Source organism: Streptomyces sp. NPDC017979 (assembly GCF_044328175.1).
Classification (GTDB): domain Bacteria; phylum Actinomycetota; class Actinomycetes; order Streptomycetales; family Streptomycetaceae; genus Streptomyces.
Genome location: NZ_JBIRGU010000006.1, coordinates 266,799 through 291,390, shown reverse-complemented (window position 1 = coordinate 291,390; position 24,592 = coordinate 266,799). Strand labels below are relative to the sequence as shown.

The 24,592-nt window shown below is 66.7% G+C and carries 14 protein-coding genes and 1 pseudogene; 8 read left to right on the top strand and 7 right to left on the bottom strand.

Annotated elements, in window-relative coordinates; all coding sequences use genetic code 11:
• Window positions 1-37: 37 nt before the first annotated feature.
• The gene (locus tag ACH4E8_RS19220) at window positions 38-700 is read right to left on the bottom strand and encodes a potassium channel family protein (protein ID WP_398449661.1); all 663 of its coding nucleotides are present in this window, start codon (window positions 698-700) and stop codon (window positions 38-40) included.
• Window positions 700-1,368 carry a potassium channel family protein gene (locus tag ACH4E8_RS19215; RefSeq protein ID WP_398449659.1) on the bottom strand — a complete coding sequence of 223 codons (669 nt, stop codon included), beginning with the start codon at window positions 1,366-1,368 and terminating at the stop codon, window positions 700-702. Before ACH4E8_RS19215 ends, ACH4E8_RS19220 begins: the two co-directional genes overlap by 1 nt.
• Before the next feature lie 265 nt (window positions 1,369-1,633).
• Here ACH4E8_RS19215 and ACH4E8_RS19210 point away from each other — a divergent pair, with 265 nt between their 5' ends.
• Both ACH4E8_RS19210 and ACH4E8_RS19205 read left to right on the top strand, forming a co-directional pair.
• On the top strand, window positions 1,634-3,682 hold the full coding sequence (locus ACH4E8_RS19210) for an APC family permease (RefSeq protein ID WP_398449657.1): 2,049 nt from the start codon (window positions 1,634-1,636) through the stop codon (window positions 3,680-3,682).
• 70 nt (window positions 3,683-3,752) lie between these two features.
• On the top strand, window positions 3,753-5,090 hold the full coding sequence (locus tag ACH4E8_RS19205) for a class I SAM-dependent RNA methyltransferase (RefSeq protein ID WP_398449655.1): 1,338 nt from the start codon (window positions 3,753-3,755) through the stop codon (window positions 5,088-5,090).
• A gap of 147 nt (window positions 5,091-5,237) precedes the next feature.
• Here ACH4E8_RS19205 and ACH4E8_RS19200 read toward each other — a convergent pair whose 3' ends face one another.
• Window positions 5,238-6,173, bottom strand: a complete 936-nt coding sequence (locus ACH4E8_RS19200; protein ID WP_398449653.1) for a tyrosine-type recombinase/integrase — start codon at window positions 6,171-6,173, stop codon at window positions 5,238-5,240.
• Window positions 6,174-6,391: 218 nt separating this feature from the next.
• Window positions 6,392-6,598: a helix-turn-helix domain-containing protein gene (locus ACH4E8_RS19195; RefSeq protein ID WP_398449651.1), complete on the bottom strand. Its 207-nt coding sequence runs from the start codon at window positions 6,596-6,598 to the stop codon at window positions 6,392-6,394.
• 555 nt (window positions 6,599-7,153) lie between these two features.
• On the opposite strand from ACH4E8_RS19195, the gene ACH4E8_RS19190 reads away from it, so the two are divergent.
• The 4 genes and pseudogenes from ACH4E8_RS19190 to ACH4E8_RS19175 all read left to right on the top strand — a co-directional run bounded on the left by ACH4E8_RS19190 (window position 7,154) and on the right by ACH4E8_RS19175 (window position 10,357).
• Complete coding sequence (locus tag ACH4E8_RS19190) at window positions 7,154-7,708, top strand: AAA family ATPase (protein WP_398449649.1); 555 nt, start codon at window positions 7,154-7,156, stop codon at window positions 7,706-7,708.
• Window positions 7,709-7,785: 77 nt separating this feature from the next.
• Window positions 7,786-8,679 (top strand): IS701 family transposase, encoded by an 894-nt coding sequence (locus ACH4E8_RS19185; protein WP_398449647.1) that lies wholly within the window; start codon window positions 7,786-7,788, stop codon window positions 8,677-8,679.
• A 35-nt stretch (window positions 8,680-8,714) separates the two neighbouring features.
• Window positions 8,715-9,032, top strand: coding sequence for a hypothetical protein (locus tag ACH4E8_RS19180; RefSeq protein ID WP_398449645.1), 318 nt, complete (start codon window positions 8,715-8,717; stop codon window positions 9,030-9,032).
• Between the two features lie 70 nt (window positions 9,033-9,102).
• Window positions 9,103-10,357: pseudogene (locus ACH4E8_RS19175) on the top strand (tyrosine-type recombinase/integrase).
• A 160-nt stretch (window positions 10,358-10,517) separates the two neighbouring features.
• Here ACH4E8_RS19175 and ACH4E8_RS19170 read toward each other — a convergent pair.
• Window positions 10,518-10,934: a hypothetical protein gene (locus ACH4E8_RS19170; RefSeq protein ID WP_398449643.1), complete on the bottom strand. Its 417-nt coding sequence runs from the start codon at window positions 10,932-10,934 to the stop codon at window positions 10,518-10,520.
• 12 nt (window positions 10,935-10,946) lie between these two features.
• On the bottom strand, window positions 10,947-17,441 hold the full coding sequence (locus ACH4E8_RS19165) for a polymorphic toxin-type HINT domain-containing protein (RefSeq protein ID WP_398449641.1): 6,495 nt from the start codon (window positions 17,439-17,441) through the stop codon (window positions 10,947-10,949).
• Window positions 17,442-18,513: 1,072 nt separating this feature from the next.
• Between ACH4E8_RS19165 and ACH4E8_RS19160 the strand changes: the two genes are divergently transcribed.
• On the top strand, window positions 18,514-22,590 hold the full coding sequence (locus ACH4E8_RS19160; protein ID WP_398449639.1) for an FG-GAP-like repeat-containing protein: 4,077 nt from the start codon (window positions 18,514-18,516) through the stop codon (window positions 22,588-22,590).
• 328 nt (window positions 22,591-22,918) lie between these two features.
• On the opposite strand, the gene ACH4E8_RS19155 is transcribed toward ACH4E8_RS19160, so the two are convergent.
• Entirely contained in the window at window positions 22,919-23,068 is a 150-nt protein-coding gene (locus ACH4E8_RS19155) for a hypothetical protein (protein ID WP_398449638.1), read from the bottom strand.
• Window positions 23,069-24,098: 1,030 nt separating this feature from the next.
• On the opposite strand from ACH4E8_RS19155, the gene ACH4E8_RS19150 reads away from it, so the two are divergent.
• A complete protein-coding gene (locus ACH4E8_RS19150; protein WP_398449636.1) occupies window positions 24,099-24,572 on the top strand; it encodes a ricin-type beta-trefoil lectin domain protein in 474 nt (157 codons plus the stop codon).
• Window positions 24,573-24,592: the final 20 nt, after the last annotated feature.

The window sequence follows — 24,592 nt, the reverse complement described above, 5'->3', positions numbered from 1 at the left end:
TTGGAGGTGCCCCGCCCGTACGTCTGCGGCTTCGGGCTCAGTTGCGTACGGAGAGCAGGTCCTCCAACTGCTCCTCGCGCTCCTGCGCCGCGACGAACAGCAGCTCGTCGCCGGCCTCCAAGGTCTCCTCCTGGCTCGGGGTCAGCACCCGCGAGCCGCGGATGATGGTGACCAGCGAGGTGTCCTCCGGCCAGGCCACGTCCCCGACCCGGGTGCCGGCGAGGGCCGACTCCGGCGGCAGGGTGAGCTCGACCAGGTTCGCGTCGCCGTGGCTGAAGCGCAGCAGCCGCACCAGGTCGCCGACGCTCACCGCCTCCTCCACCAGCGCCGACATCAGCCGCGGGGTGGAGACGGCGACGTCCACCCCCCAGGACTCGTTGAACAGCCACTCGTTCTTCGGGTTGTTCACCCGGGCGACGACGCGCGGCACGCCGTACTCGGTCTTCGCCAGCAGCGAGACGACGAGGTTGACCTTGTCGTCGCCGGTGGCCGCGATGACGACGTTGCAGCGCTGGAGCGCGGCCTCGTCGAGCGAGGTGATCTCGCAGGCGTCCGCGAGCAGCCACTCCGCCTGCGGCACCCGCTCCACCGAGATCGCGGTGGGCGCCTTGTCCACGAGGAGGACCTCGTGCCCGTTCTCCAACAGCTCGCCGGCGATGGAACGGCCCACCGCGCCGGCGCCTGCGATAGCGACCCGCATCAGTGACCGCCCTCCTCGGGGCCTTCCGCGAAGGCCGCCTCGACCTTCTCGATCTCGTCCGTACGCATCATCACGTGCACGAGGTCGCCCTCCTGCAGCACGGTCTGCGAACTCGGCAGCACGGCCTCTCCCAGCCGGGTCAAGAAGGCCACCCGCACGCCCGTCTCGTCCTGGAGCCTGCTGATCTTGTGACCGATCCACGCCGCGGAGGTGTGCACCTCGGCGAGTTGCACGCCGCCGCTGGGGTCGCGCCACAGCGGCTCGGCGCCGGAGGGCAGCAGCCGGCGCAGCATCTGGTCGGCCGTCCAGCGGACCGTCGCCACGGTCGGGATGCCCAGGCGCTGGTACACCTCGGCGCGCCGGGGGTCGTAGATGCGGGCCGCGACGTTCTCGATGGCGAACATCTCGCGCGCGACCCGGGCCGCGATGATGTTGGAGTTGTCGCCGCTGCTGACCGCGGCGAAGGCTCCCGCCTCCTCGATCCCCGCCTCACGCAGGGTGTCCTGGTCGAACCCGACGCCGGTGACCCGGCGTCCGCCGAAACCGGAGCCCAGGCGGCGGAAGGCCGTGGGGTCCCGGTCGATGACCGCGACCGTGTGCCCCTGCTGCTCCAGGGTCTGCGCGAGAGCGGCTCCCACTCGCCCGCAACCCATGATGACGATGTGCACGACCGTCCTTCCGGCTGTTCATATTCTTTACTCGTTTTTTGGACTTTATGTGCTTTGCAGCACAATCCCCCGGAGTGCCCTCCGAGTTTTTACCGAGACTTAAAGGTCCCGGGGATTAAAGGGTCTCAGACCGCGGCCAAAGCTACACACGCACGGCGGACGCCGGGAGGCCAGGTACCCGACGACACCGCCGGAGTTGGACATTCCGCTACTGGCCCGGGCGGCGGGTGGGCCGGGGTCATATCGAACGCTTACGATCCTCAGCGTGTCCAAACTGACCGACCTGCCCAAACGCATCCTGATCGGCAGGGCCCTGCGCAGCGACCGACTCGGGGAAACCCTCCTCCCCAAGCGCATCGCGCTGCCCGTCTTCGCCTCCGACCCGCTGTCCTCGGTCGCGTACGCGCCCGGCGAGGTCCTGCTGGTGCTCTCGGTGGCGGGGGTGTCGGCCTACGCCTTCAGCCCGTGGATCGCGCTCGCGGTCGTGGTGCTGATGTTCACGGTGGTCGCCTCCTACCGACAGAACGTGCACGCGTACCCGAGCGGCGGCGGGGACTACGAGGTCGCCAACGTCAACCTGGGCCCCAAGGCGGGTCTGACGGTCGCCAGCGCCCTGCTGGTCGACTACGTGCTGACCGTCGCGGTCTCCATCTCCTCCGGGGTGGAGAACCTCGGCTCGGCGATCCCCTTCGTCGTCGAGAACAAGGTGCTGTGCGCGATCGCGATCATCGTCCTGTTGACGCTGATGAATCTGCGCGGCGTACGGGAATCGGGCAAGCTCTTCGCGATCCCGACGTACGTCTTCGTCGCCGGCGTGTTCCTCATGATCGCTTGGGGCGCGTACCGCGGGGTCGTCCTCGACGACACCTTGAAGGCGCCCACCGCCGATCTTGAGATCAAGGCGGAGGAAGCCGGCCTCGCGGGATTCGCCATGGTCTTTCTGCTGCTGCGGGCCTTCTCCTCCGGCTGTGCCGCACTGACCGGTGTGGAGGCGATCAGCAATGGCGTTCCGGCATTCCGCAAGCCGAAGTCGAAGAACGCCGCGACGACCCTTGCGCTGATGGGCGTGCTGGCCGTGACGATGTTCTGCGGAATCATCGGGCTGGCCATGGCGTCCGACGTGCGGATGTCCGAGAACCCGGCGCACGACCTGCTCAGGAACGGCGTCCCGGTCGGCGACGACTACGTCCAGAACCCGGTGATCTCGCAGGTCGCCGCCGCGGTCTTCGGCGACGGCACGTTCTTCTTCGTGCTGCTCGCCGCGGCGACCGCGCTCGTGCTGTTCCTGGCCGCGAACACCGCGTACAACGGATTCCCGCTGCTGGGCTCGATACTCGCCCAGGACCGCTATCTGCCGCGCCAGCTCCACACCCGTGGCGACCGGCTGGCCTTCTCCAACGGCATCGTGCTGCTCGCCGGCGCCGCCGCGCTGCTGGTGTGGGTGTACGGGGCGGACTCGACGAAGCTCATCCAGCTCTACATCGTCGGCGTGTTCGTCTCCTTCACGCTCAGCCAGACCGGCATGGTCCGGCACTGGAACCGCCATCTGCGCACCGAGCGGAACCCGGCGAAGCGCCGCCACATGATCCGCTCCCGGGCGATCAACGCGTTCGGCGCGTTCTTCACCGGTCTGGTGCTGGTGGTGGTCCTGGCCACCAAGTTCACCCACGGGGCCTGGGTGGCGCTGCTGGGCATGGTGTTCTTCTACGCCCTCATGAGCGCGATCCGCCGCCACTACGACCGGGTGTCGCGGGAACTGGCCGCGGCGGACGAACCCAGCGACGACAGCGTGCGGCCGTCCCGGGTGCACGCGATCGTGCTGGTCTCCAAGGTCCACCGCCCCACGCTGCGGGCCCTGGCGTACGCCAAGCTGATGCGGGTCGACAAGCTGGAGGCGGTCAGCATCAACGTGGACGCGCCGGACACCCGGGCGCTGCGCGAGGAGTGGGAGCGCCGCGGCATCAACATCCCGCTCAAGGTCCTCGACTCGCCGTACCGCGAGATCACCCGCCCGGTGGTCGAGTACGTGAAGGGGCTGCGCCGGGAGAGCCCGCGGGACGTGGTGAGCGTGGTGATCCCCGAGTACGTGGTGGGCCACTGGTACGAGCACCTGCTGCACAACCAGAGCGCGCTGCGGCTCAAGGGACGGCTGCTGTTCACCCCCGGGGTGATGGTGACCTCGGTCCCGTACCAACTGGAGTCCTCCGAGGTGGCGCGGGAGCGCGCCCGCAGACGGCAGAACTGGAGCGCGCCGGGCGCGGTACGACGTGGCCCGGTGGACGAGCGGGCGCAGGAGCGCAGCGGCCGGGAGTGAGGGGCCGGCGTCGCGCGTAGACTGTTGGGCTGCGCCCCTTCCCCCTCTCGTCACCCTGGAGCCACTGGTCATGCCGCACGCGTCCGACGCCTCTCCCGTCTCGCTGATCGGCGAGGAGTACGAGGTCGAGGTGGGACCCGTCGCCCACGGCGGCCACTGCATCGCCCGCACCGACGGGGGCCGGGTCCTGTTCGTCCGCCACACCCTCCCCGGCGAGAAGGTGATCGCCAAGGTCACCGAGGGCGACGAGGACTCCCGCTATCTGCGCGCGGACGCCGTACGGATCGTCGAGGCGGCCAAGGACCGGATCGAGGCGCCTTGCCCCTTCTCCGGCCCCGGCAAGTGCGGCGGCTGCGACTGGCAGCACGTGAAGCCCGGCGCGCAGCGCCGCCTCAAGGGCGAGGTGATCGCGGAGCAGCTGCACCGGCTGGCGGGGCTGACCCCCGAGGAGGCGGGCTGGGACGGCACCGTCGTCCCGGCACCCGGCGACAAGCTGCCGGCGGGCGAGGTGCCCGCGTGGCGCACCCGGGTGCAGTACGCCGTCGACGCCGAAGGCCACGCGGGCCTGCGCCGGCACCGCTCCCACGACGTGGAGCGGGTGGACCACTGCATGATCGCCGCGCCGGGCGTCAGCGAGCTCGGCGTCGAGAAGCGCGAATGGCCGCAGCTGGCGACGGTCGAGGCGATCGCGGCGACCGGCTCGCACGACCGCCAGGTGGTCCTCACCCCGCGCCCCGGCGGCCGGCTCCCCCTCGTGGAGCTGGACAAGCCGGTCTCCGTGCTGCGCGTCGACGAGCGCGACGGCTCGGTCCACCGCGTCCACGGCCGCGCCTTCGTCCGCGAACGCGCGGACGGCCGCACCTACCGCGTCGGAGGCGGCGGCTTCTGGCAGGTCCACCCGGAGGCCGCGGACACCCTGGTGAAGGCCGTGATGCAGGGCCTGATGCCGCGCAAGGGCGAAACGGCGCTCGACCTGTACTGCGGCGTCGGCCTCTTCGCCGGCGCGATCGCCGAACGCGTGGGCGAGCGGGGCGCGGTGCTCGGCATCGAGTCCGCCAAGCGCGCGGTCGAGGACGCCCGCCACAACCTCCAGGACCTGGAGCGCGTCCGCATCGAACACGGCAAGGTCGACCAGGTCCTGACCCGCTCCCGCATCACCGAAACCGACCTGATCGTCCTGGACCCCCCACGCGCCGGCGCGGGCAAGCAGACCGTCCGCCACCTCGCCTCCCTCTCCGCCCGCCGCATCGCCTACGTGGCCTGCGACCCGGCGGCGCTGGCCCGCGACTTGAAGTACTTCCAGGAGGCGGGCTACCGCACGCGGACGCTGCGGGCGTTCGACCTGTTCCCGATGACGCACCACGTGGAGTGCGTGGCGATTCTGGAGCCGGCGGAAAAGCACTCCTGACCTGCGGTTTTACCGATATACGTTACTGAGCGTTGCTGATGACGCTCGGAGACAGCTTCTCCGTGCACCATCCGCATCAGTGAGCGGACAACGAACCGGCCCCTTATTCCCGTGCCAGGGTGGGAAGAAGGGGCCGGTTCGCATGCTCTAGGCGGCGAGGGTGAGGGGAGCTTCCAGCCGCTCCCACGCTCCGAGAACGGCCTTGTGGGCGTCGGGCTGGAGGTGCGCGTAGCGCTGGGTCGTCTGGAAGCTCTCATGGCCGAGGAGGTGCTGGACCTCGTAGAGGGAGACGCCTTTGGGGACGAGCCAGGAGGCGCAGGTGTGGCGCATGGAGTGGGGCGGGTAGCGGGGTACGGGTTGTTGGTCGCCGTCGGTGTCGAAGTGGTGGGCGTTGTTGACCGCGGGCCACCAGGTCTGGGTTCGCCAGTTGCCGTCGTCGAGGAGTCGGCCGGCGCGTCCTTTGGTGATGGTGGTGAAGATCACGGCGTCGCGTTCGAGGCGGTGGATGTGTCGTTCGAGGGTGTCCAGGACGTGGGGTGGGAGGGGGACTTCGCGTCGGCTCTTGGAGGTCTTGGGGTACTCCTTGATGCCGCTCTTGGTGTTGACCTCGACGACGAAGAGGCGGGAGCGGCGGCGGTCTATGCGGTGGTGGTGGAGTCCGGTGAGTTCGCCCCAGCGAAGGCCGGTGTAGAAGCCGAGCAGGCACATGGTGCGCCATGCGGCGGGGAGTTCGTCCAGGACGCTCTGGGCCTGGTCGAGGGTGAACCACTGCGGGGGTTTGGTGGCGATGGTGGGCAGGTCGATGCTGCGGCAGGGGCTGACCGCGATGATGTCGTCGTCGACGGCCGCGCGCATGATCGAGGACATGAGGTTGTGGGAGCGCTGTATCGCCGAGGCGCCTGTGCCGTTCTCGGCGAGGGTGCGGATCCAGCCCTGGACGTCGATGCGGGCGATGGCCCGCATTTCCCAGTCGGCCCAGTGCGGCGTGATGTGGTTCTTGATGCTGGAGGCGTCGCCGCGCAGGGTGTGCGGTTCGACGACTCGGGCGTTCCACCACTTCTGGTGCCACTCGGCGAACTTCATTCGTCCGACGCGAGGGTCGCGTAGCGCCCCGCGCCGGAGCTTGGTTTCCATTTCAAGGCCCCAGGCGCGGGCCTTCTCTTTCAGGGGAAACGATTCACTGAATCGGTCACCCGCGGTGTTCCGGACCGTGCACTGCCAATTGCCGGACTTCAACTTGCGGAGGTACGAGGGAATCCACTCCTTGTCAGATTCTGGGGTCGGGGCGAGGCGCCCTGGGGTCAGCGGCCAGGCAGAGAGGTCCGGGCCGTCCGGCTGGTGATGAACGCGTCGAGGCTGGCGGAGGAGACGCGTACGCGGGATCGCCCCGGACCTGTGCGGAGGTCGACGACGTCCAGCTCACCGGCGGCGATGAAGCGGTAGACGGTGCGTCGGTCGACATCCAGGGTCGCGGCGACCGCGGGGATGGAGAGCAAGCGGGGCGGCATGGAAGGTCCTTCAGCGAACGGAGTGGGCTGCGCATCGGTCAGCACGGCACCCCGGATCACGATGCGGTGCCGCCCTGTCGTTCGCCACGGCTCCACCGCCAAGCAGGTCCGGACGAACTCTCTTAAGAGTCCGGACGATCACCGGTTTGGCGAACCGGTGATCGTCGGCTATAAGTTCGCCCCACGGGCACCGCTCGGCGCGCCCTTCCGTTGAAAGGGGCGCGAGTACCATCGCCTGGGGATAGGTTTCCAAAAGGAATTTGGCAAGCCTCACGACTTTCGACCTGTTGTCGAGGGGTGTTGTACGTTGACATACCCGTAGGCCGAATGCCACTCATCGGGGCCTCTTTCCTGTCTGCCGTGAGCGAATCGGCCGCGCGTCGCGTCACGCAACACCCGTACGGCCCTATGCGAGACGGCCCACGGGCAGCAAGGCAGCCTCCGCAGGGGCTTTTACTCCAGCCGTAGATCGTGATCTTGTGGGCGGGGCTGGGGTCGGGCGGCCGGATCGATATCGGATCGCGTGAGGTGGTCGCCCGCTGGCACGCTGCCTCCATGGATCACGCAGAAGTACTGCTCATCGGAGGACGAGCTGGTGTCGGCAAGACGACGGTGGGGTGGGAGGTTTCGGCGTTGCTGCGCTCCAAGGCGGTCGCTCACGCGATCATCGATGGTGACTTCATGGGGCAGGTGCATCCGGCACCAGAGGGAGACCCTCACCGTGCGGAGATCACCGAGAGGAATCTGACTGCCGTGTGGGCGAACTTCGCCCAGCGCGGCTACCGACGCCTGATCTATACGAACACCATGAGTGTGCTGCCGGAGGCGACGGGCATGTTTGAGCGTGCCATGGGGGCCGGAGCGAGGATCGTACGAGTCCTGCTCACCGCCTCCGACGCCACCGCCCGCGAGCGGCTGGTGGGACGAGAACTCGGCTCAGAGCTAGAGCGGGAGCTGGAAGGAAGTGTCCGCAAGGCACGGCTCCTGGACCAGCGAGCCCCCGCAGAGACCGTGCGAGTGGCGACGGACGGACGGCTCGTCGTTGACATCGCGCGGGAGGTAGTGGCCGCCACTGGTTGGGCCGGGCCTCACTTCGCCCGCAGGCCGTGATGGTGTTGGCGGGTTGGTCCGGGAGCCGGCACGGCCACCGGTGATCATCAGTGTGTGATCCTGCTCGTTGGCAGGACATGTTCGAGTCCTTGATGGGCCGCATCGCGCCGCGGTTCGCGCGGGTGGAACCGCGGCGCCGGGCGCGGGAGTTCGTCCTTGGCCTGTTGTCGGACCTGCCGCGCAAGAACTGCTGGACGCTCGCCGAGTACGCCGGGGACGTGCCCCCGGACGGCTTGCAGCATCTGCTGTCCAGGGCCAGGTGGGATGCCGATGCAGTCCGCGACGACCTCTGCGGCTTCGTTGTCGAGCAACTGCAGGACGACGACGCGGTGTTGGTTGTCGATGAGACCGGCGATCTCAAGAAGGGCACCGCCACGGTCGGGGTTCAGCGCCAGTACACCGGCACCGCCGGACGCGTCGAGAACAGTCAGGTCGCCGTCTACCTCGCCTACTCCACCCCGCGCGGCCACGCGGCAATCGACCGGGAACTGTATGTCCCGCGCTCCTGGACCCAGGACGCGGCCCGCTGCCAGGCCGCCGGGATACCCGATACCGTGCGCTTCGCCACGAAGCCCGCACTCGCCGCCCGCATGATCGGCCGAGCCCTGGACGCCGGCGTCCTCGTGTCCTGGGTGGCCGGCGACGAGGTCTACGGGAGCAACCCGCATTTGCGGGCCGCGCTGGAGCACCGGCAGCTCGGCTACGTCCTCGCCTGCGACCACCAGATCACCACCCACGCGGGCAAATCCGTGCCGACGCCCTGGTCAAGAGGCTCCCGAAACGGGCCTGGCAGAAACTCTCTGCCGGCACCGGAGCCAAGGGACACCGCTACTACGACTGGGCCCTGGCCGACATTGCCGACGAAGGGCCCGGCCACCGGCATCTGCTCGTCCGCCGCAACCGCAGCACCGGCGAACTCGCCTTCTACCGCTGCTACTCGGCAACCCGAGTGCCGCTGGCCGCCCTCGTGAAGGTAGCCGGGCGCAGATGGACCGTCGAAGAGACCTTGCAGTCCGGCAAGGGCCTGGCCGGACTGGACGAACACCAGGTCAGACGCTGGACATCCTGGCACCGCTGGATCACCCTCGCCATGCTCGCCCACGCCTTCCTCGCCACGGCCACCGCCCATGAACGCGCTCACGCACCGGCAACCGACGACCTGATCCCACTGACCTGCAACGAGATCCAGCACCTGTTCACCACACTTGTCACCCAGCCCATCCACACAGCCGCACACCGGCTCCGCTGGTCCGACTGGCGACGCCGCCATCAGGCCCGGGCCCGCACCTGCCACTACCAGCGCCAGGCCGCCCACCAGCCATGAAGATCACGATCTACGGCTGGAGTACTAGCGGCCTGCCTTCGGGTGTGTAGTTGCCGCTGAGGCGCTTGCGTTGCTCCATGACGGCGCGTATGGCGTCGCGGCGGGCGGCCAGCGCAAGGACGGCCGCTGGGAAGCCGCCGGCTACGTCCTCGCACCCGGCAACACCCGTCGCCGCGTCCGCGTCTACGGCACCACCCGCAAGGAAGCCCTGGTCAAGCTCACCGAGAAGATTGCCGCCAGCAACCGCCGCCTTCCCGTGCCCTCCGCGCAGGGCAGCGTGGCCGCGTACCTGACGTACTGGATGGAGAACGTCGCCGTCCACCACCTCCGCGAGAACACCCACACCCGATACACCGCCTGCGTCCACCGCTTCCTCATCCCCGGCCTGGGCAGAAGAAGCTCACCAAGCTCACCGCCAAAGACGTCCGTACCTGGCTCGACCAGGTCCGCACCACCTGCCAGTGCTGCACGCGCGGCATCGACGCCCGACGCGACCAGCCCTGCTGCTGCGCCTTCGGCCAGTGCTGTCACAAGCTGCTCTCCCCGCTGACTCTCACCTACAACCACTCCGTGCTCAAGTCCGCCCTAGAGCACGCCGTTCGCGAAGAAGAGATCCCACGCGACGTCGCCCGCAACGTCAGCACCGGCACCCCACGGCTCCGACGCTTCGAACCCCTCACCGCCGACGAAGCCCACCAGTTCCTTGCGGCCACGCGCGGACACCGGTTGCACGCGCTGTTCGAACTCGCCTTCCACACCGGACTCCGTAAGGGCGAACTTCTCGGGCTGCACTGGGACGACCTCGACCTCAACACGGGAACCGCCGCCATCCACCGTTCCTCCAGCGCACCCGCACCGGCGGACTGACCGTCCTGCAAACCAAGACCCGCGCATCCGAACGTCGCATCGTCCTCCCCACCGAATGCATCGACTCGCTGAAGATTCACCGGGAACAACAGGAGGAAGCACGTCGGGCCGCGGGAATGGACTGGTCGGACAACGGCCTCGTGTTCACCACCCCCACCGGCAGCCCTCTCGAACCCGCCAACCTCACCCGCAGCTACAGCAGACTCCTCAACCGGGCCGGGCTCCGCCGCATCCGGTTTCACGACCTACGGCACTCGACCGCCACCCTGCTTCTGGAACAGGGCGTCGACCTCGTCGTGATCAAGGAGTTGTTGGGTCACGCCCACATCGGCGTCACCGCCGGCGTCTACGCCCACGTACGCCTCCTCCAACGCCAAGCCATCAACGCCCTCGGCAACGCACTCGATGCGACCGACGACGACCCTGGCGACCCACCCGCCGCAGCCGTCGTCCGCTGACGTTGCCGTCAGCGTTGCCGTCAAACGCCCGAGGGGCCTCGCCAGAATCGACTCTGGCGAGGCCCCTCTATTCCGTTGGAGCGCCAATGGATGACGCTAGAGCTAGGCCGAATCAGCCGCCATGCAAACCTGCCGGATTTGATGCATCACGCGAGCAATCTCACTTCATTCTCGCATTGCGCAACTTCTCGGATGCAGATTTGAGATTGACGAACAGTGCACGCCTTTCAGGCAAAGCCGAACCTGCTGCCCGCTGCGCCCTCTCGTACACCAGAGAGAAGTCGTGCCACGCCTCGTAAATCGATTTTGTACACTCCCGGAGCAGTGCGGAACATTCAGCTACTTGACGCATAGATAGCTCATGCTTTCCTTCCGCTCCAATCCAACTGTTGAACCTGGCGTCCTCGGCGATGAATTCACCGACTAGTTCCACCAGATCGTTGCCGAGCATCTCGCTACTCAACATCAGAAGGACCAGGTTCGTGGCTGGCACTACTGTTGGACCGATGATTTCCGCCGGGGTTGGCCATCCCTCGGGCATCTCTTCCAGCCATGCCCAGTCTTCAGGTACTGACATCATCTTCCCCTGTCACCCGGCATTGTGTCGCCGGATCAAGTACTTCGTCAGCTCAATGGATGACGACATATCCGGGAGATCTGTGACCCCTCCTGCGCGTAGAACTTCAGCACAGTACGTAACGCAACTTCGACTGTCGACGTTGTAGCGCCCAAGATTCCTCCCCAAAGTCACTTCCTGGAAGGCTAGAGCGCCTCCCGGGTTTGACAATGGAATCCGCACCCTGATCGTAGTGGGCGCGTGCGGCTCCGTGCGAATCGCGGGCACTGCATCCGTACCGGGGACGCCTACTTGTTCGGTATGCAGCGCCTCATCCGCTGTCTCAACCTTCACGGTCGCGTGCTTTTCCACCGGGTCCAAGTAGACCGTCGCCGTTCCTTCTCCGCAATTGTGAACCAGGACCGGAGTGACTCCCGCCAGCACATAGTACGTGTGGATGTCGGCGACAGTGAGGTTGTGGACGCGTTCGGGTTCGATCCAGCGTTGGATCGCGGTGACCTGGACGTGCGTGCCACTGCTGGTGCGGAGCCATTGGCCCGGCTGGAGTTCGGTGGCGTCGACCCATCGATCGAGGTCCGGTACCCAGAAGGGATGTGTTCCGGTGGCCGTGACGGTGGACTGCTGCTTCTTCTCCGACTGGTCGGTCGCTGCCGCCGTGGTGATCTTGACGAGGTTCTTCATTCCCTCGCTGGACCTGGTGGCGGTGACCTCCTTGACGAAGGTCCTGCCGGTCTCGGGGTCCGTTGCCAGGACTCTGTCGCCTGCTTCGAGGGCTTCGATGGGTTTGGTCTTGCCGTCGCTCATCAGGACGAGGGTTCCGGCGACGAAGCTACTGCACTTGGAGCCCTTCGGTTTGGCAACCACCTTCTTGGAGACGATCGCGGCGACGGCGGCGACCACGAGTTTGGCGGAGCCTTCGGCGCTGCGTCCGGCGCGGAAGTCTCCGTAGATCTCCTTGGCTCCCGCGCCCAGTCCGGTGACCACGGTGACGGCGCTCATGATGGGTTGGACTTCCACTAGCCCATCGACGAAGTCACCGCATGTGCCGTCCATGGTGATGCAGTTGAAGCCGTCGGAGTATATGCCGCCGAGTTGCTGTACCGGGGAGATGATGTGGTTCTGGACCTGCTGCTTGGCAGTGTCGGCGAAACGGCCCAACCAGTTCTTCTTTTTCTTCTTCTCCTGCTTCTTCGGTGGGACGTACGAGTTGACGGCGTCGACATAGCAGGACCGTACGCACGCGTTCGCGTTCTCTCGGTCCGGGTGGTACACGTAGTGGTCGTCCGGCACACCGTTTGAGCAACCGGTGATGACTCCGGTGTGGCACTCCGGGACGCCGAGTCCGCTGGGGTCGGGGTTGATGAGTGGGTTCTGCGCTCCGTAGGTGTAGCCGTTTAGAGTCTGCGGGACGTTGGTCTGCAGGAGCGGGTCGACGCTGATGAAGCGGCCGACGAGTGGGTCGTACTCTCGGGCACCGAGGTGGGTGAGGCCGGTGTCGGCGTCGATGGTGCCGCCGACGAAGCCCTTGTCGCCGAGCCAGTTGGCGGGCTGGGTGCCGCGTGGTGCGCCGAAGATGGTGGTCTTGCGGCGTGTGACGTTCTGGGTGGCGTCTGCGGTGATCTGGGTGGAGGCGGTGTTGTGGCGGTCGGTGAGCACGAAGGTGAGTTGTCCGCCGGTGCGCATGGCGACGTTCTTGCCGCCGACGTCGTAGTAGCGGGTGCCCTTGCGGAGACCGGCGTTGTCGGTGTGCAGTTCGGTTCCGCCCGGCAGATAGAGCGTGGTGCCGGTGGAGTCCTTGCGGATGAAGCGGGCACCTTCAGTGTCGTACGCGTAGCTGGAGGTCTTGCCGCCCTGGGTGACGCTCTTCAGGTGCCCCTCGTCGTCCCAGATCAGGCTCTGCGCCTCGGCTGCCCCGGTCTTGCGGGTGACCATGTTGCCGGCGACGTCGTAGGTGTAGTTCTCATCACGCGCATCGGGGCCGGTAGCACTGTGGGTGACCCTGGGGAGGTTGTGCTTGCCCGCGTCGGGGGCGGCGTAGGTGCGCACGACGTCGTTCGTGGGACCGCCGCTCGTCTTGTGCTGGGTCTCCGTCTTACGGTTGCCGACCGCGTCGTAGGTGTAGCTGGTCCAGTAGGGGTCTTCGCCTCCGACCACGGTGTTCGAGGGCTCGGACGCGCAGGCACTGCCGGAGTTGGTCCACGCTTCGGTGATGCGGCGGAGAGCGTCGACAGTGAAGCACTGGGTGTCGGTCGTCCGGGTGGCTCCTTGACCATAGGCACTGGCGATCTGCTTGACGTTGCCCGCGGGGTCGTAGGTGTACTGGGTGTCTTCGACTCGTTGGGGTGCGGCGTCGCGGTCGGTGTAGGTCTTGGTGAGGTTGCCGGTGTGCTCGTCGAACTCGTTGGTGATGAAGAGTTGGCGGCTGAATTCCCCGTAAGTGAGGCGGCTGGCTCGACCGTAGTGGTCGTAGGTGGTGCTTGCGATCAGTGGGGCCCCGCCCGCGTGGACCGTGGACACGAGACCGCTGGCGTTGTAGGCGGTGGCGACGGTCTCCGCCGGCAGGTCGCTGACAGCTGGATGGCGGGTGAACGTGGGCAGGTGGGTGTTGGGCGAGAACGACTGGAACCAGGTGTAGGTGTCGGCTGGTTCGCCGTTCTCGCCGGGGATGGTCACCTTGGTGGCGGACGGCTTGTAGAGGGCGCTGTAGGCGGTGACCTCGCTGACGTACGCCTTGCCGTCGACGTACCGGGTGGACGCGGTCGGCTGCCCCTTGGCGACGGTGTCGTACGTCCATGCCGAAAGGGTCGTGGCGCCCTTCTTCAGGGCGGTCTTCCGACCGATCGCGTCATAGGCGGTGGCCAAGGTGACGCCCCGCGCGTCGGTGACCGACACGGCCCGGTCACCCTGGTCGTACGTCGTGGTGCTCTTGCCCTTGTCGGGGTCGTCGACGCTGACCTTGCGACCTCGGGTGTCGTAGCCGTAGGTCCAAGTCACGCCGGACTGGTCGACCATCTGGTCTTGGCGGCCGTGTTTGTCGTAGCCGTACTTCACCGACTGTCGCGGAGACGGCGGGGGGCCGGTGTGCTCCTGGACCTCGGTGGTACGGCCGAGGGCGTCGACGACCGTGGTCGTGGTGGTACCGCCCTGCGGCGGAGTCACGGTGGTGGTGTCACCCGTGTAGGCAGTGGTGGTGCGCTTGGTCTCGTCGCCGTACTTCTTGGCGATCACGGTCACGGGCCTACCGGCGCCGTCGTAACGGGTCTCGGTCGCAGCCGGATAGGCGGTCTGGTTCCCGGTCGCCAACACCGGTTCGGGACTTCCGGTGGCATAGTAAGTGCCGGACGACAGCCATGACTCGCCCCGCGAGTTGAAGAAGGTCTCCGACATCAGCCGGCCGACACGGCTCGGTGAGATGTCCTGCGTCTGGACCTGGCGCAGCAGTCCGTCGTAGAAGGCGTAGCTGGTCTGGTAGTCGGAGTTGTGGTCCAGCACCTTGGTGGTGACGACGGTGGGGCCGGTGTTGCGCACGGCGTACTCGAAGACGTAATTCGCGGCGTTGGGGTAGGTCGTGGCGGAGCGGGTGGGGGTCCAGACGTTGGTGATGCGGCCGAGGGCGTCGTACGTAGTGGTGGTGACCTTCTTGTTGGCGTCGGTGACCTTGGTCGGTTGACCGCGCAACGGATCGGTGACGGTTTCCGTGCTGTGGCCAAGGGGGTTGGTGGAGACGGTGAGTGTGGGTGCCTCGCCCGCGGCGGGAGTGTAGGTGGTGCTGGTCTCCTTGCCGTAGGCGTCGGTGACCTTGAGGGCGCGGCCGTAGTCGTCGAAGCAGATCTGGTTGGCCGCGGTCCCGCAGGTGCGGGGCACCGTCATGGTGGGGTCGTATCCGGTGCCGCTGCCCCGGATCCGGTCGGTTGCCGTCACCAGGCCCTTGGTGGGTGCGGCCCCCAGGGCGCCGCCGTCGTAGGAGGTGCGGACGTCGTCGGTGACGTCCCGGGGGCGCACCGGGGTGGTGTCGCAGGTGACGGCCACCGTTTCGACCCGGGAGACGGTGTTGAGGATCCACACGTCGGGGTTGGTGTTGCGGGCGTAGTCGGTGGTGGTGCAGCTTTCGTCGCCCGCTTTGGCGGTGTCGCCGTGGCCGGAGACCTGGGTGACCATTCCGTAGGCGTCGAAGGCCCTGGTGACCTTGGTGGTGCGGGTGCCACCGCTGGTGGTGGTGCGGGTCTCTTCCGCCTGGTTGCCGGTGTAGTACGCCTCGAGGTTCGGCAGTCCGGTCCGAGCGCGGGTGGCGGAGGCGGCCGAGCGCCACGGAGTGTGGGAGGTGGCCGAGACCAGGGGGCCACCGTCTCCGTTGTAGGTGGTTTGCTCCCGTGGCATACCGGCGAACTGTTCTCGGTCGGTGACGGCCGCGCCGGCGGAGTTCTTGACCTCTGCGCCGTCTATTCCACGGAAGTAGCGTGCTTCGGAGAGGGTTCGCGCGTCGGAGCCCGTACCTTTTCGGGTCTGGACCAGGTGGTAGCCGCGGGCGATGGAGTGGGTTCGGTCCTCGGGCTTGGTGAACTCGTCCGTGCTCTTGCTCCAAGCAGCGTCGCCGACATACGTGTACTCGGTGACGGTGTCCGGTGTGGCGGCGAGGTTGTCACCCTCGATGACGCGACGCACGGGGTAGGAGTGGAACCAGTCGAGTTTCGCCGTGTCGCCTTCGAAGGCCCACTTCACCGGATAGCAGCGGGTGGTGTTCGTCCCATCGGCCGGTGGCAGGCTAGCGACGGTGCAGCCGGGATCCAGGTAGTCGATTCCGATGACGCCGCCGGTCTCGGTGACGATTTGCGACATCCGCAGTCGTACGAAGGGGGCGAGTCCGTCACCTTGTCTGTCGACGCGGTTGTCCTTCTGGACCCCTTCGAAACGCACGGGTGTGAGCTCGGCCATGCCGCCCGACCATCCGGTGCGGGTGATGGACGAAAGCCACATCGGAGTGGAGATCCCGTCTCCGGCGGGCGGGAAGTTCTGTTCGAGTTTCCAGGAGTCGACGTTCTTGTAGGCGCCGCCCGTCAGTACCTTCGTCATGATGCCCTTGAGGCGCATACGGGACCAGAAGGACGGCGAATACTGGTACTTGCATTCGGTCGAACCGTCTTTGCAGTATTGGTCGAAGGGGACGTCCGGCCAGTTCTTCGCGTTGGCCTCATCGAACACGTTGCAGTTTGTGAGGCATCGCTTCTCGGCGGTGAACTCGATCTGAGCCATCGCCTTCTTTGAGAAGATCGAGCTTGAGCGCAACCCGTACTCGATGCGGCTCAGGTATCCGCTGCTGGTGTACTGGGTGACGGTAGCCTTGCCCGTTGTTTCGGAGACGTTGAGCCCGTAGTTGTTGGTCTCCTTGCTCCAGTAGTAGGCCATCGCGTTCCCACGCGGGTCGACGACGTAGTCCAGTTGCCAGCGCCATGCCTGCTGGCACGACGCCTTCGCGAACGAGGCGTTGTAGCAGGGCTCGCCGGCGTGGTTGCCGAAGACGGGCACGGTCCAGGTCGAGTTGGTGACAGGGTCGTCGGCAGCGTCTCCGTTGTCTCTCCAGCCCGGAAGCTGGTGACGGCCGAAGAAGTACTGGGTGCCGTTGTTGGTGGTGACCTTCCAGTACTCGTTGTTGTTGTCTCCGTTGACCGTGTCGGTCAACTTCTCGATCTTCTCCCCCGAGTCGCTCGCGGGATGCCAGCCCTTGGTGGTGTCATACACCAACTCGGTGCTCTTGCCTCCGAGGGAGAGTGTTGCGTTGTCGTTGTACCAACACAGGTCGCCGACCTTGGTGGTGTTCGTGGCACCCGTCTTGTCGTTGTTGCACGCCTTGTAGCGGCGTTCGATGAAGCCGGGTTCGTAGTTCCAGCCGTCGCCGATCCAACTCGACTGACTGTTTGACGCGCCGGTCTTGCCGTCGACCGCCTGGGAGCTATAGCCGAGGGCGACGCTCGGCTGGAGTCCGCCGGGCACTCCGGGGGCGGCGATGGGATAGTTCCAACTGAACGCCCCGGTCGGCCCACCGACGTTCCACGCACCCGACGCCTGCAAGGACGTCGCCTTGTACGTACCGGTCGGACCGGAGTCCCCCGCGGTGACACCGAGGACGGTCAAGCCATCTGACGCGGACACACCTCGTGCGGTTCCCCCAGGCAGGGTCACAGTGGCGGTGAGCGTACCGGCCACCGGGTCGTTGGCGGTCTCCAGTGGAGTGAGGCCACGGCAGGCGGAGGCGTCGGGGGTTGTGGCGGCGCAGGCCGGAAGCTGGACGAGACGGAGTCGGGCCGCCCAGTCACCTCCGTAGGCACCACGGAAGGCGTTGTAGTCCACCCGGATCCGTACCTGACCGACTTCCTGTGCCCCGGCGCGGCTCAGGGTGACGAGGATGCCGTCCAGACCGGCCGCACGAGCGGTCTTCCGATCCGCGACGACAACCTTGACCTGCCCCGGAGGCTTGGGCGCGCCACGCCGCGTCCCGGGAGCAGTGCCCAAGGAGACAGGAAGGCCCGAAGCCTTCCGGAGTGATGTATCGCCGTCGGCCTCCGTGGCTGAGACGGTTGCCTGGCCAGGAGTGGGCCAGCTCACCTTCGGGGCACGCCACTTGCCCGCAGCAGCGTCGGCAGGTCTCTTGGTGCCCCCAGGTTTCACCTTGGTGACAGGCACGGCTGGTGGCTGTTTCAGCTTTGGCAGATCGGGACCCCTGTCGCTGGCGACCGCGTCCTGAGCATTCGTTACTTGAGCTGCGGGCAGCAACCCGACAACGAGCGCCAAGCCCAGTGCCCCCACCCATCCACGCACACCAAATCGCTTCACGGCCACCCCCCAGGATCCGGATGCTGAAGATCGCGCAGAGGCTAACAGCGGAATTCTCGCTTCGGTATACCCCGGGATTGATTACCGCGTGATTCTTTCGGAGCCTTCTGAAATTAGCCCTTGACGGAACACTCGACGTCAAAGTACGACCGCCGGACGCACACGCCCGAGAAACCAAACCTCTTGCAAACTGTTGCGCAGAAGCGGCAGATTGCTCGCCGACGGCGCGAAAGTGTCTCTCACACGAGCAAACCGGCCATCATCGGACTCGTTTCAACTGGATCGCGCCGAATTTGACGTTCACGGAGCTGGCCAGGATTCAAGACCTGGAGAATAGGGGTACGGGATCATGCTTTCATCACGGGGAGACAGAGGCTCTCCACGCAGGGGAAGAACAATCTGGCTGTGTGGCCTGTTGACCACGGGCCTGTTGGCGTCGGGAGTCATCGTCGCCACACCGGTCTCCGCACGGGTGCCGGAGAGGGCGTCCAAGGCCGTCGCGACGACAGCCGTGACACCGGACCCGGTCGCAAGCGGCTCAATGAGCGAGGAGGACAAGGCGCTTGAGGATGCCCGCACAACGGGCAAGCCGGTGGAGCTGGTCTCCGCGAGAACTGAGGCGAGTGACACCTGGGCGCAGCCGGACGGGTCGTTCTCGTTGAAGCACCATGGCACCGCTGTACGACTGTGGCGTGACGGTGCTTGGGTCCCGACCGACCCCACCCTGCAGTTCGCCGCGGACGGTTCGGTCGTGCCGAAGGCTTCCTTGGTGTCGGTGAAGTTCTCCGGAGGCGGCACCGGGCCGATGCTCAGCGGGGTCAGGCACGGCCGGACCCTCTCGCTGAGCTGGCCAAAGCCCCTGCCCCGCCCCATCTTGGCGGGCAACATCGCCACCTATCCCGAGATCCTCCCCGGTGTGGACCTTCAGCTCAAGGCAGAGGTCGAGGGCTTCGCCCAGCTCTTGGTCGTCAAGAGTGCCCAGGCCGCCGCTAACCCTGAGCTCGCCCAACTCCGCTTCACCATGGACACCGTCGGCGTGACGGTCACCCGTGATCCGGAAACCGGCACCCTGGAGGCCACGGACCCGGCCGGGCAGACCGTCTTCACCTCCCCCACTCCATTGATGTGGGACTCCAGTACCGTCGTCGGGCCGGCGCCACTGACCGGCAACCACTCCTCAGCCGTGGTACCGCAGCCGGGGCCCGGCGATCCGTTTCAGCCCGGTGCGGGAGCGAAGGACGCGGAGATGGGCACCGCAGTCAGTGGGGACAGCCTCACTTTGGTCCCGGACCAAGCCCTGCTGAAGGGCCCGGACACGACCTACCCCGTCTACATCGATCCGAGCACTGCCTGGGGAGACCGACGGCACTGGACCCGCGTGTACAAGCGGTTCAAGGACACCTCGTACTGGAACGCAAAGGAGGACGTCCGCGTCGGGTTCGAGGCCCAGAGCGGCGGCGCGGACCGTATATCCCGCTCGTTCTTCCACATGGACATCAGAAAGGTCCGGTTGACGCAGATCAAGTCGGCGACGTTCCGGATCCGCAACACTTGGTCGTGGTCCTGCAGGGACCAGACCATCGAAATGTGGCAGGTCAGCGGAATCTCCAAGAAGACGACCTGGGAGAAACAGCCCAGCAAGGTTGGAAACAGCCCTCAGGCGACAGTGCACGAGTCCAAGGGCTGGGGGCCGTCCTGTCCCGCGGGAAATCTGGAGTTCGACGCCACCGCCCTCGTCCGAGCCACCGCCGCGAAGAACCTCAAGCACGTCACCCTCGGTCTCTACGTGCCTGTGGGCCAGGAGAGCAACACGTACGGGTGGAAACGGTTCGACCCCAAGTCCGCCACGATGGAGATCAAGTACAACAACCGGCCGAAGACTCCCGGGGGACTCGGCACCAACCCTCGCACCGACTGCAAGCAAGGCGGACTGATCGGCAACACGGCCGTCAGCGTCTACGCGACGATCGACGACCCGGACGCCGGCAACCTGACCGCGGAATTCGAGGTCACCCGAGCAGAGCCCCGACAGGTCATCAGTAGACCCATACCTGCTCTCCGCGGGCGCGTCGCAACCCTCCCTCTAACCATCCTGGAAACTCCCAGCGGTAAATACACCTGGAGGGTCCGGGCCAAGGACGCGGACGGAGCCTACTCCGAGTGGAGTCCCGTCTGCTCCTTCGAGATCGACCGGTCGCGGCCCGGCAGTCCCCCGATCATCACGTCCAGGGGCAATGTCTACCCGGACGGCACCAAGGGATGGTCAGAGAACACGGGGCCGGCCCGAAAGCAGGCAGAGTTCAACTTCGCCAGCAACGGTGTCAACGACGTCGTCGCCTATCACTGGTGGACCAGTGGCGACCCCCAGGTACGCGAGACCCCCGCGGACGCTCCCTCGGCCTTCGTCACACCACCGTCCTACGGCCCCCACCTGATCCACGCCTACAGCACCGACCGGGCCGGCAACCGCTCCGACACCGCGACATATCTCTATTACGCCAACCGCGCACAGGACAAGGACAAACCAGGCGACCTCAACGGCGACGGGTTCAAGGACATCTGGAGCACCGACGTCAACGGCACCCTGCTCACCTACGCAGGTCAAGGGCAACGGGAGTTCTCCTCCGCCACCCACGGAGGTGGCACCTTCCCCGGACAACAAGTCGCCTTCAGCGGTGACTGGCTGGGCCACGACGGCCACAACGACCTGGTCTCCCTTGAATACAAGGCCACCGACAACCGCAACCAGTTGAGGGTCTACAAAAGCAGCGGCAAAGGCGTCATCGCAGGCAGTGATCCACATCAGTTGACCGTGGCATGTCCCGTTCCCGACCCTGCGATCGAATGCACGGGAGAGCCGGGCTGGACGGGTGACGATCACTGGTACAACGCCGAAGAGATCGACACCAGCGACCTCAACGCCGACACCAATGACGACCTCCTCGTGAAACAGGGCAAGCGTCTCTGGTTCTACCGGAACGAAGCCTTCCAAGGGGGATCAAGCATCGATGGTTCCAGCCCCGTCCTCGTCGGGGAGACCGACTGGGATCAGTACTCACTCGTCGTACCAGGAGACCTGAACTCCGACGGGTTCCCGGACCTGCTGCTACGCCACAACAGCAGCGGTGACATATTCCGCTCCTACGGCAAGAAAGGTCCCGACGGAGGTCTCGACCTGGCGACCTGGGGATCCGCCGCCACCCGAGTGAAGATCGCCTCCCGGCTCCTGCCGCAACAGTCCTTCCCCTCCATCGGCTCCTCCGGGGACCTCGACGGCGACGGCAACGGCGACGGCAACAACGACGGCGACGGCATCGCCGACGTCTGGGCCCGCAAGGCCGACAACACCCTCGTCGGCTTCCCCGGCCTGAAGACCGGAAACAACTACACCGGACTCGGCACCGCCTTCCTCATCGACGGAATCAACGGAGGTCGCCATCTCCCCGCCGGCACCACGCTCACCAGCGGCGAGTCAGTGAAGTCCACCTCAGCCACACTCACCATGGAGGCGGGCGGCAACCTGGTCCTCACCTCCAACGCAGGCAAGGCCCTGTGGTCCAGCGGAACCCACGGCAACAACGGCGCCACCGCCCTGGTCCGCTCGGACGGCCATATCGCCATCAACTCGCCAAGCGGTGTGAGACTCTGGCACACCGGTACCGACGCACCGGACACGACGGCAGGCCACGCAATTCTCCAGGACCGCGGCAACCTCGTGGTCCACAACGCAATGGGCCACGCGCTGTGGTCCAGCGGCACCGCGCTCCGCCACGACCACAACCGTGACGGGCGCAGTGACATGGCTACCTGGTACGACTACACGGACGGTAGCGACGCGTTGCTGAGCTTCACTGCCAACTCTGACGGCAGTTTCCGCACCCCTCAGACCGCCTGGTCCGCGCCGCCCGGCAATTTCCAGGCTCAGGACATGAAGCGTGTCACGGGTGACTTCAACGGTGATGGCATCGGTGACGCCGCGACCGTCTACGGCTACGCGGACCGTTCCGTCGCGCTGTGGACGTGGACCGGGAAGGGGGACGGCACGTTCAACGCGCCCTTCAAGTCCTGGAGTACTACACCGGGCAACTGGACGTTCGGTCGGATGACGCCTTACAGCGGCGACTTCAACGGCGACGGACGGGACGACATCGCGGTCTGGTACGACTACGCCGACACCCGGGACGCCATCTGGACCTTCACCTCCACGGTGAAGGGCGGCTTCAACCAACCGTCCCTCTCCTGGTCCGCCAACGACACCTGGACCCAGAACCTCGCCAAGACCGTCACCGGAGACTTCAACGGCGACGGACGCGACGACCTCGCCGCCTTCTACGGGTATCCGAACAACACCGAGAAGATCTGGACCTTCACCTCCAAGGCAACCGGCGCCTTTGCCGCCACGGCCGTGTGGTCCTCCACCACCTGGGGCGACTGGAACCGCACCACCGTCCACGCCGGCGACTTCAACGGCGACGGACGCGACGACCTCGCCACCTGGTTCGACTACGCCGACGGACGCGACACCGTCCACGTGTTCACCGGCAACAACGACAAGAACGGCAATGCCGGCATGAACCCACCCTACGAGGCGTGGACCACCGCCGCCGGCTCCATGGACCGCCCCCTCATGCAGATCGTCACGGGCGACTACACCGGCGACGGACGCGACGACCTCGGCGCCATGTACGGGTACGGCGACGGCTCCGTCCGCATGTTCACCTGGGCCACCAAACCGGACGGCAAGCTGAACGACCCCGCCGGAAGCTGGTCCGCACCACCCGGCAACTGGCGCTTCAACAAAGTCGCCTTCCTCGAACAACACAACTGAGCACCACCACGCGTTCACCCAGGCCGGGGCCTTCCACCAGCGGAAGGCCCCGGCCGCATTTCCAAGGTCGCAACACGACACCTGCCACAGGGCAGCGCGCCACATCCGTGCTCGATGCCCTCCACACGCCGCCGTCCACCCACTCCGAAACATCCGGAGACGCCTTCGCCTCTGACCTGCACTTTCCTTCCGTCGCACCCAGGTCGACGTGATCCCGATGACGCACCACGTGGAGTGCGTGGCGATCCTTGAGCCGGCGGAGAAGCACTCCTGACCTGCGGCCTTACCTGGCGAGGGCCTGTTGGTCCCTCGGTTCGTCGTCGATCGGTCACTCGCTCAGTTCTTCCTTGCGGCGTATCTCCGCCTCGGTCCTTCGTCGCCATCTGGGGAGCACGAAGACCAGAGCGACGCAGAGGAGGAGCGCCCCGATGATCCCTGCACACACGATCAGGGCGAGGGCACTGCCGACAGTCTCCACGGGAGTCCTCTACTTTCGTTGCCGATCGATCGAGGTCGCAGGTCCCAGAAGGACTTCGGGGGCCTGCGACCTCATGTCCACTGCCAGGGCTATGGCAGCGCTACGGGGAAACCAGCCGTCGGGCTTCGGCCTGTCGGGCGGGGCTGCCTTCCGCCGGGTTGCCCGCGAGCTGCCACGACAGTCAGGTGGTGCGGTGGCCGGGGCGCTGATCGCTGGCTTGCGTGGACGCTGGGGTCACGGGCGGGTCACGGATCGTGCTCCTGGGGTGCTAAGCGGATCCTCGTGGGGCGAAATCGCATCCTAGGGACCGGATGTGAGCCGGTGTCATCGGCCGGTCCGGTCCCGTTCGGTGAGGTCTCACCGGGGCGAGGGAGCTGGGACGGGTCGGGGGCCGCCTCGTCGTCGTTGATTCGTACTGATTGCCGTCGCACCCACGGGAGATGATGTGCCGCCCGCGCCCAAGAACCGTCCGTCTGAATCGTCCGAGCCGGGAGCACCGGCTGAGGATACGGGGCTACGGAACGAGTTCTCGTCGACGTTCGCGAAGAATCCGTCCGGTGCGCGGCGCGGGATGCTGCCCGGGAAGCGGGTGTGGAGCGCGCTCGGGGCGGCTGTGGCCGTGGCGGGGCTGGTCTTGGTGACCGTTCCGTTGGTGGATCAGTTGGAGTTCGAGTCGGAGTCGACGAAGAAGACCAGCGCCGTCAAGGAGAACGGCGCGCCGGCGGGCGGGGCTGCCGAGGGGGCCGTGGAAGAGCGTGGTGAAGGGAAGGGCACCGGGGGCACCGCGTCGGTGGGGAGTGCGGTCGGGGGCGGTGGCGGTGGGTCGGCGGTTGGTGGGCAGGGGGCGCCGGCGCAGCCGTTCAGGTTTCCCGGTGGGTCGGGTTCAGGACCGGGCGGCGCAGGGGCCGCGCCCGGGGCCGGATCGGGGTCCGGGGTGAGCGGGGCCGGGAAGGGCGGTGGTGATGCGGGCGTTCGTGAGCAGCCCGCCGCGGACACCGGTAACGGCAGCCGGGAGGCGGAGAGCAGGCCGGTGGGGCAGAGCACCCCGAAGCCCTCGACCGTGAACGCCGCCCCGGAGGTGCCGCGGCCGCCGAAGCTGGATGACGGGAAGATCAAGGGGCCGGTCCTGGGCTTCGCGGCGAAGCGGTGTCTGGACATCGTCGGCGGCAAGGCCGTCGACGGGGCGCAACTGCGGCTCGACGCCTGTTCCGGGCAGCAGCGTCAGCGGTTCGAGTTCCGGCCGGACGGTCAGGTGTGGACGCTGTACCAGCAGAAGATGTGCATGGACGTGGCGTGGGGGTCGAAGAAGAACGGCGCGGCCATTCAGATCGCCAACTGCGCCAAGAACGGGGCGCAGAAGTTCCAGATCATGACGGACGGGTCGTTGGTGAACCCCCAGTCCGGCAAGTGCGTCGAGGCCGTGGATCTGGGCGGGTCGACCGGGTACCGGCTCCAGCTCCAGACCTGTGACGGTGCCAAGAACCAGAAGTGGCAGATCGGCTGAGGCACGGCCGCTGCCGGGGC

Coding starts and splice junctions, on each gene's coding strand:
- ACH4E8_RS19220 (WP_398449661.1), bottom strand. CDS start 700: ATGCGGGTCGCTATCGCAGGCGCCGGCGCGGTGGGCCGTTCCATCGCC.
- ACH4E8_RS19205 (WP_398449655.1), top strand. CDS start 3,753: ATGCCGCACGCGTCCGACGCCTCTCCCGTCTCGCTGATCGGCGAGGAG.
- ACH4E8_RS19200 (WP_398449653.1), bottom strand. CDS start 6,173: ATGAAGTTCGCCGAGTGGCACCAGAAGTGGTGGAACGCCCGAGTCGTC.
- ACH4E8_RS19195 (WP_398449651.1), bottom strand. CDS start 6,598: ATGCCGCCCCGCTTGCTCTCCATCCCCGCGGTCGCCGCGACCCTGGAT.
- ACH4E8_RS19190 (WP_398449649.1), top strand. CDS start 7,154: ATGGATCACGCAGAAGTACTGCTCATCGGAGGACGAGCTGGTGTCGGC.
- ACH4E8_RS19185 (WP_398449647.1), top strand. CDS start 7,786: ATGTTCGAGTCCTTGATGGGCCGCATCGCGCCGCGGTTCGCGCGGGTG.
- ACH4E8_RS19170 (WP_398449643.1), bottom strand. CDS start 10,934: ATGTCAGTACCTGAAGACTGGGCATGGCTGGAAGAGATGCCCGAGGGA.